At 30.9% G+C, this 7,445-nt stretch carries 8 protein-coding genes and 1 pseudogene; 2 read left to right on the top strand and 7 right to left on the bottom strand.

What is annotated here, in order from left to right:
• Positions 1–137 precede the first annotated feature (137 nt).
• Positions 138–1,670: a bifunctional phosphoribosylaminoimidazolecarboxamide formyltransferase/IMP cyclohydrolase gene (gene purH / locus ACHZC3_RS11050; protein WP_394759912.1), complete on the bottom strand. Its 1,533-nt coding sequence runs from the start codon at positions 1,668–1,670 to the stop codon at positions 138–140.
• Between the two features lie 156 nt (positions 1,671–1,826).
• Here purH and ACHZC3_RS11045 point away from each other — a divergent pair, with 156 nt between their 5' ends.
• A complete protein-coding gene (locus tag ACHZC3_RS11045) occupies positions 1,827–3,083 on the top strand; it encodes an ABC transporter permease (RefSeq protein ID WP_394759911.1) in 1,257 nt (418 codons plus the stop codon).
• 9 nt (positions 3,084–3,092) lie between these two features.
• On the opposite strand, the gene ACHZC3_RS11040 is transcribed toward ACHZC3_RS11045, so the two are convergent.
• Positions 3,093–3,590, bottom strand: coding sequence for a YkgJ family cysteine cluster protein (locus ACHZC3_RS11040; RefSeq protein WP_394759910.1), 498 nt, complete (start codon positions 3,588–3,590; stop codon positions 3,093–3,095).
• A 77-nt stretch (positions 3,591–3,667) separates the two neighbouring features.
• Here ACHZC3_RS11040 and ACHZC3_RS11035 point away from each other — a divergent pair, with 77 nt between their 5' ends.
• Positions 3,668–4,396: a class I SAM-dependent methyltransferase gene (locus ACHZC3_RS11035; RefSeq protein ID WP_394759909.1), complete on the top strand. Its 729-nt coding sequence runs from the start codon at positions 3,668–3,670 to the stop codon at positions 4,394–4,396.
• Here ACHZC3_RS11035 and ACHZC3_RS11030 read toward each other — a convergent pair.
• The 5 genes and pseudogenes from ACHZC3_RS11030 to ACHZC3_RS11010 all read right to left on the bottom strand — a co-directional run.
• Positions 4,386–5,543 carry an aminotransferase class V-fold PLP-dependent enzyme gene (locus tag ACHZC3_RS11030; protein WP_394759908.1) on the bottom strand — a complete coding sequence of 386 codons (1,158 nt, stop codon included), beginning with the start codon at positions 5,541–5,543 and terminating at the stop codon, positions 4,386–4,388. The two genes, ACHZC3_RS11035 and ACHZC3_RS11030, sit on opposite strands and share 11 nt — an antisense overlap.
• Positions 5,544–5,625: 82 nt before the next feature.
• Positions 5,626–6,024, bottom strand: a complete 399-nt coding sequence (locus ACHZC3_RS11025) for an energy transducer TonB (protein ID WP_394759907.1) — start codon at positions 6,022–6,024, stop codon at positions 5,626–5,628.
• A gap of 250 nt (positions 6,025–6,274) precedes the next feature.
• Positions 6,275–6,670 carry an energy transducer TonB gene (locus ACHZC3_RS11020; protein WP_394759906.1) on the bottom strand — a complete coding sequence of 132 codons (396 nt, stop codon included), beginning with the start codon at positions 6,668–6,670 and terminating at the stop codon, positions 6,275–6,277.
• A 266-nt stretch (positions 6,671–6,936) separates the two neighbouring features.
• The gene (locus ACHZC3_RS11015; protein ID WP_394759905.1) at positions 6,937–7,332 is read right to left on the bottom strand and encodes an energy transducer TonB; all 396 of its coding nucleotides are present in this window, start codon (positions 7,330–7,332) and stop codon (positions 6,937–6,939) included.
• Positions 7,332–7,445, bottom strand: a pseudogene (locus ACHZC3_RS11010) (7-carboxy-7-deazaguanine synthase QueE); the annotation flags it as partial. The pseudogene ACHZC3_RS11010 and the gene ACHZC3_RS11015, both read right to left, overlap by 1 nt.

Here is a 7,445-nt window from a genome sequence, read left to right as displayed (position 1 = left end):
AACTTTGTCGTTGTGAATAATTAGCGTATTTGCTGTACCAAGATCTATCGCAATATCCTCGGTCATGAAATCAAAAAATCCCATATTTTGTCAGGGTTAAATTTGTTTATAATAATTGTTGTACAAAAGTAATAAAATTAATGTTTAAAATGACGAATTCCTGTAAATACCATTGCAACATTATTTTTATTACAATAATTGATGCTTAATTCGTCTTTTATAGATCCGCCAGGCTGAATTACAGCTGTTATTCCTGCTTTTTTTGCAATTTCTACACAATCCGGAAAAGGGAAAAATGCATCACTTGCCATTACTGCTCCTGTTAGCTCAAAATTAAACGATACTGCTTTGTCAATCGCTTGGTTCAATGCATCAACTCTCGAGGTTTGTCCTGTTCCTGAAGCGCATAATTGTTTGTTTTTTGCTAAAATGATTGTATTTGATTTTGTATGCTTGCAAATTTTTGATGCAAACAATAAGTCTTCAATTTCTTCTTTTGAAGGTGCTGTTATTGTTGCGGTTTTTAAATGACTAATATCATCGGTTATTAAATCTTTGTCTTGAACTAAAACTCCGTTTAAACAACTTCTAACAGAAGTCTTAGGTAAATCAATATCTTTTTGTACTAATATAATTCTATTCTTTTTTTCTTCTAATAAATCGATGGCATTTTCATCATAACTTGTAGCAATAACTACTTCGCAGAATAATTTATTTATTTCTTCAGCTGTTGCCAAATCTATTTTCCCGTTAGCAATTAAAACGCCACCAAATGCTGATGTAGGATCTCCAACTAATGCGTCAAGATAAGCAATTTTCATTGTTTTTCTTGTCGCAATTCCGCAAGCATTATTGTGTTTTAAAATGGCAAATGTTGGTGCGTCATTTTTAAATTCGTTCATCAAATTTACTGCAGCATCAACATCTAATAAGTTGTTGTATGACAATTCTTTACCGTGCAATTTTGTAAATATCTTATCGAAATCGCCAAAGAAAAACCCTTTTTGATGTGGATTTTCTCCATAACGCAACACATCCCCTTTTATTTCACTAATTTTCAATACAGCTTCTTCATGATTTTTATTAAAATAATTAAAAATCGCTGAATCATAATGAGATGAAACATTAAAAGCCTTGGTTGCAAATTGCTTTCTTTCTTCTAACGTGGTTTGTCCGTTATTATTTGAAATAATATCATAAAACAAATTATATTCGTTTACAGAAGGAATAATTACAGTGTCTTTGAAGTTTTTTGCAGCAGCACGAATTAATGAAATGCCACCAATATCAATTTTTTCGATAATATCGGCATCACTCGCGCCAGAAGAAACTGTTTTTTCGAACGGATACAAATCGACAATAACCACATCAATTTGCGGAATATTGTATTCTTGCATTTGTTGCACATCAGTCTCATTGTCTTGACGGTTTAATATTCCGCCAAAAACTTTTGGGTGCAAAGTTTTCACTCGTCCACCAAGGATCGATGGGTAAGATGTTACATCTTCAACAGGAACGACAGGAATGCCTAGGTTTTTTATAAAATCCTCGGTTCCTCCAGTCGAGTAAATGGTAACATTTTGTTGGTGTAATTTTTTTACGATTGGCTCTAAACCAGTTTTGTCAAACACTGAAATAAGTGCCGATTTAATTGTTTTTGTAGTATTCATTGTGATGTTGTAGTTTGTTTTGCAAAAGTAGTTTTTTTGTAATTAATTTTAAGATAAGATTGTAACAAAAATTTAAAAATTTACACTAATGTTTATATCTAGTTTTCGTTAGGTTTTTAAATGATAATTAGTCAATTTTACGTTACAAATATTCCTATGATAGTTTACATCCGATTATTAAAAGAAAGTTTCAGTTTTGCTGTTAATGCATTGCGGAATAACAAATTACGTACTTTATTGTCTTTACTAGGCGTTACAGTTGGTATTTTCTCTATCATTGCAGTACTAGCAGCCGTAGATTCTTTAGATAGAAAAATTAAAAAAGATATAGGAAGTTTAGATAATAGCACTATTTTTTTATTTAAATATTGTTTTGGACCATCAGAGATACCAGATTGGAAAATGGAGCAATTTCCTAATGTTACCTATGAAGAATATAAATTATTAAAAAATAATTTGACCGATGTGCAAACGGTTTGTTATCAGCTTTATGCTGGAAGAGAAAATATAAAATTTGAATCTAAAACTGTAAGTTCTATTTCTGTAATTCCATGTACTTATGAATATTCTGAAATTGAAAAATTAGATTTTACCGAAGGACGTTTTTTTAGTGAGCAAGAATCAAATTCAGGAGAAAACACAGTTGTAATTGGATATGATATCGCTAAGTCTTTGTTTGATGGAATTTCGCCAATTGGTAAAGAAGTACGATTGTACGGTCAGCGGTTTAGAGTTGTAGGCGTGCTGAAAAAAGTAGGAGATAGGATGGTAAGTTTTGGGGCTAACCCTGACACTACGATTTATCCAACAGTAAACAAAATTAGAAGTTTGTTTGGTGATAATAATGAAACGATGGAGCCAATTATTATTATAAAACCTAATAAAAATATTGACATAGAGAATCTTAAGGCTCAAATTACCCAAAAAATAAGAAATTTTAGAGGAATAAAATCTGACCAAATAGACAATTTCTTTGTTAATTTTCTTAAAGGAGCAACCGATATGATTGATGAAATTATCAGTTTTATGAATATGGCTGGCTGGATAATTGCAGGTTTTTCATTATTAGTTGGCGGTTTCGGAATTGCAAACATTATGTTTGTTTCAGTAAAAGAGCGCACAAATTTAATTGGAATTCAGAAATCGTTAGGCGCAAAAAATAGATTTATCTTACTTCAATTTTTGTTTGAAGCTATTATTTTGTCTGTTTTCGGCGGAATAATTGGTTTGCTTTTGGTTTGGTTTATCTCTTTAATACTAACGTATGCACTCGACTTTGAGTTTGTACTTGGTTTAGGAAATGTATTGTTAGGAACTGGTTTAGCAGCTTTTATAGGTTTAATTTCAGGAATATTACCAGCTATTTCAGCCTCAAAACTAGATCCTGTTGAAGCCATTAGAAGCGGAATGTAAAAACTTAAATCACAAAGGCATTTTCAACTTCATTTTCTCGACAATATTAAAAGCGGCTGGGCAAATGGCAACATTTTTTAATGTTAAATCCGTAATCTGATTAAATTTTTTCCTGTCTGTATGCGGAAATTCTCTACACGCTTTAGGGCGAACATCATAAATAAAACAAGTATTGTCTTGGTCTAGAAAATTACAAGGAACACTTTGTAAAACATAGTCCTGATCTTCATCTACTCGTAAATATTGATCTATAAATTGTTGTGGTTTCTGGCGCAGGTGTTTCGAAATACGTTCAATATCAGCACTCGTAAAAAGCGGGCCAGTAGTTTTGCAACAATTAGCACAATCTAAACAATTGGTTTTCTTAAATTCGGCATCATGCAAATCTTGCATCACATAATCTAAATTTTTGGGCGGCTTATTTTTTAGCTTTACAAAATACTTTTTGTTTTCTATATGCTTATCTTTGGCTTCTTTAGCTAAAATGTCAATTCGTGGATTTGTCAATTTGTTTATTTGATGAATGAAATGCAAAATTATAGAAAACGAATGAACAAATAACCGCATAAACGAATAAACTTATAATGAAAGATCTTTTTGGAAAAGCCATACTCGATTACCAAACTAATAATTATCCAGAAGATTTAATTACCGAAACGTCTATTTCTGAAGCCGACGAAATGAGTGTTTCTTATTTGTTTCGATCACATGAAGAGATGCCAAAATTAGAACAAAAAGCATTAGTTTTAGCTAAAGGAAAAGTTTTGGATGTGGGTTGTGGAGGAGGAAGTCATTCGCTTTATTTGCAAGAAAAAGACTTTGATGTTACTGCTATAGATATTTCTAAAAATGCTATTAAAGCTTGTCAGCTTCGTGGATTACATAAAGCTAGAGTTCAAAATGTTTTAGATATTGAAAATGACTCGAGCCAAAGCGAACAGACGAAGCAAACTTTCGATACAATTTTACTTTTAATGAATGGAACTGGTATTTTCGGAACATTAAAAGAAACGTCTAAATACCTTCAGAAACTAAAATCCTTATTAAATCCAAACGGACAAATATTAATAGATTCTTCCGACATTATTTATATGTTCGACGAAGATGAAGATGGAAGTTTCCTTATTCCTGCCGATGGTTATTATGGGGAGCTCACTTTTACAGTTCAATATAAAGGAGAAACGGAAGAAACTTTTCCTTGGTTGTATTTAGATTACAACACGCTTCAAAATGCGGCAAATGCAAACGGTTTACAATGTGAATTAGTTATGGAAGGAGAACATTATGATTATTTGGCTAGACTTACGTTTTAATTAAATCTGTAGTTGCAATTATATCCTCTAAAGCTGCATACAAAACATCTAAATCCTCTTGCGAGTTATATGCATTTATAGAATATCTAATATAGACATTTCCATTAAGTGGCATTACAGGAATTTGAATATTGTATTTATCATACAATACATCTTTTAGTTCTTGTGGTTTATCAGTTTTGACAGGAATGCTTGCCATTTGTCCTAAAAATTCATTTGTAATTGGACAAATAGGTTGCGTTCCTAATAAATCACAAAAACGTTGGTAATTGTTCAAAACTATTTGTTTACATTCTGATGATTTTTGCTTCCAATTATTTTTTTCTAAAAAATTAATTACTGCAGGTGTACAAATAAAAGCAGAAACATCTCTTGTTCCTTGATTTTCGTGATAATCTAGAAATTGACTTTCACCAGGAGCTATACTTTCGTAACCCCAACTAACTACCAGCGGATCTAAATCATTTTGAAATTCTTTTTTTACATACAAAAATGAACTCCCTTTAGGAGCTAACATCCATTTGTGTAAAGTTCCAGTGTAATAATCAGGATTTAATTCTTGAATGCTCAAATTTATGTGTCCAGGAACGTGTGCGCCATCTATAATAGTGATTAATCCTAATTCTTGAGCTTTATCACAAATTTCTTTTACTGGGAAAATTAAAGCGGTAGCACTTGATATTTGATTAAGGAAAATTACTTTAGTTTTTGAAGTGAAACCTTTCCAGAATTCTTCTAAAATTTTTTCTTTAGAAATAATTGGTAAACTAATTTTTTGACGAATATATTTTGCGCCAGATTTTTTACAATAGAAATTCCAAGTTCTGTCCATTGCACCATATTCGTGATTTGTGGTCAAGATTTCATCTCCAACCTGCAGGTCTATACTTCTCATAATAGTATTTATTGCAAAAGTTGGGTTGGGAGTGAAGTATAAATCTGGAGCTTCACAACCTATATATTTTGCTAAACTTTCTCTTGCAGCTTTTAAATATCCAATTTGCTTTTTTTGAATAAACTGTACGGGTTCGGTTTCTAATTCTAATTGAAATCGTTGAAATTCTTCAAAAATTGGTTTTGGACAGGCTCCAAAGGAACCATGATTTAGGAATGTGATTGATTTGTCGAGGAGAAATTGAGATTTCATTAGCTATTATTTTGAAACTAATGTAAATAAAAAAATCCCATCTGCAAAGCATGATGGGATTTGATACTATTTAAAATTCTAATTATTGAATTTTTATAGGGAAATTGTATACAACAGGAACTGCAATTCCATTATTGCTTCCTGGCGACCATTTAGGACATTTTGCCAAAACTCTTTTTACTTCTTTTCCAGCTTTTCCTACTTCTTTAAGGATGTCTACTTGGCTAATACTTCCGTCGATACCTATAACAATGCTTACTTCAAGTGTGCCAGTTACAACCTCTTCGTCTTCTTCTGTACTTGGCGCTTGATAATTTTTCATTACAAACTTCATAAACTCTTGTATTCCTCCCGGAAAAACAGGCTTGTTTTGCACAGCTTCATACTGAACAGGTACTTCATTTGTTAGCCTGGTTGATGTTTGAGACAATAATAAGTTTGAGCATAATGCAAAAACAAATAAAATCAAAATTTTTTTCATAATTTATTAATTAAAAAATTAGTAAATATTACCGGGGCTTAGTAATTTCTTTACAATAATATATTGAAATCGCTGAATTGCAAAATAAAATCGATGAAATGCTGAAAAAAATAAATTATATCTAAAAATTCTTACATATTTTAATAATAAAAAATATTAATTAGTATTTATAAATCACTCAAAATCATTTAGTTAAAAAAATCTCATTCATTAGTATATGAATGAGATTTTTTTCAATATTGAATAATAATTAGTAACCTTTTATTGTAATAGGTAATTGAAATGTAACTCGAACTGGTTTCCCATTTTGTTCACCAGGAGTCCAATTTGGAGATTTTGAAATGACTCTTTTTGCTTCATCACCAGTTCCTGAACCGATATCTTTTAATATCTTAATTTCGGTAATTTTTCCTGTTGTTTCTACAACAAAACTAACTTTAACATCACCTGAAAGTCCTTCAACTTCAGGAGTTTTAAAATTGTTTCCAATAAATTTCATGAATTCATTGTGACCTCCTGGAAATTCAGGTTTAACTTCAGCATCTTCATAATTGATTGGAAGACTTTTGATTGCGCTCAATGAAGCCTGAGCAAACATAAATTGGGTTGCAAATATAGCAAACGCTATTAGCAGAATTTTTTTCATAATGTGTGGTATTTTGGTTAAATTCTATTTTAATCAACTTCAAAACACAGCATATAAGTTATTTTCATTGGGGGCAAAAAATAGGTTTTAATGATTTGATTATTAAAACTTTAGTAAACGTATTGTTAATTTTATTAATAAAAAAATAAAATCGTTGAAAGGTTGTTTTTTATAGACGAAATAAAGGAACTCTAAATAATATAAACTAGGTCTCTTTTTGGAAATGAAAAAGTGTCTAAATGTTTGTAATTCAATATTCTTACATTTTAGTTTTTCTTATTTGAAAAAATTAAGGGAAATTTAATATTTATGCTAAGCGATTTTCCTCCTCGCTTTGCTGATTGCCATTTTGGCGCAGTTCTAACTACTCTCAAAACTTCTGTAGCCATTGTAATGTCTGGAAATTCTGAAATTCTAATATTTTTCATTTCTCCGGTTTCGGAAATAGTAAATGTTAAAACAATCTTACCAGATTTTGTCATCTTAGAATAATCTATTCCTTTTGTTACAAACTCATGAAATTTTTCAATTCCACCACCATTAAATTTCGCTTCTGTATAATCTCCGTTAAGGTACACTTCATCTTCACCTCCTATTTGTGCAAAATTAGGATTTGACATCCCTATAAAAAGTAAGATAATAATTAGTTTTATGTTTGTCATTAAGGAATGTTTAAATATTTGTGTGTTTGCAAGGATACTCTCCATTTTGGGTTGTTCATCACATAATCGACAATAAGTGGTGTCATTTCTTCTTTCTTACTCCATTCGGGTTG

It is taken from the genome of Flavobacterium sp. (genome assembly GCF_043720215.1).
Classification (GTDB): Bacteria; Bacteroidota; Bacteroidia; order Flavobacteriales; family Flavobacteriaceae; genus Flavobacterium.
This window is presented reverse-complemented; position numbering and strand designations above follow the sequence as displayed.

What these genes read in the sequence shown, in the direction of transcription:
- purH (WP_394759912.1), bottom strand. Translation starts at nt 1,670, where the DNA reads ATGAATACTACAAAAACAATTAAATCGGCACTTATTTCAGTGTTTGAC.
- ACHZC3_RS11045 (WP_394759911.1), top strand. Translation starts at nt 1,827, where the DNA reads ATGATAGTTTACATCCGATTATTAAAAGAAAGTTTCAGTTTTGCTGTT.
- ACHZC3_RS11035 (WP_394759909.1), top strand. Translation starts at nt 3,668, where the DNA reads ATGAAAGATCTTTTTGGAAAAGCCATACTCGATTACCAAACTAATAAT.
- ACHZC3_RS11030 (WP_394759908.1), bottom strand. Translation starts at nt 5,543, where the DNA reads ATGAAATCTCAATTTCTCCTCGACAAATCAATCACATTCCTAAATCAT.
- ACHZC3_RS11025 (WP_394759907.1), bottom strand. Translation starts at nt 6,024, where the DNA reads ATGAAAAAAATTTTGATTTTATTTGTTTTTGCATTATGCTCAAACTTA.
- ACHZC3_RS11020 (WP_394759906.1), bottom strand. Translation starts at nt 6,670, where the DNA reads ATGAAAAAAATTCTGCTAATAGCGTTTGCTATATTTGCAACCCAATTT.
- ACHZC3_RS11015 (WP_394759905.1), bottom strand. Translation starts at nt 7,332, where the DNA reads ATGACAAACATAAAACTAATTATTATCTTACTTTTTATAGGGATGTCA.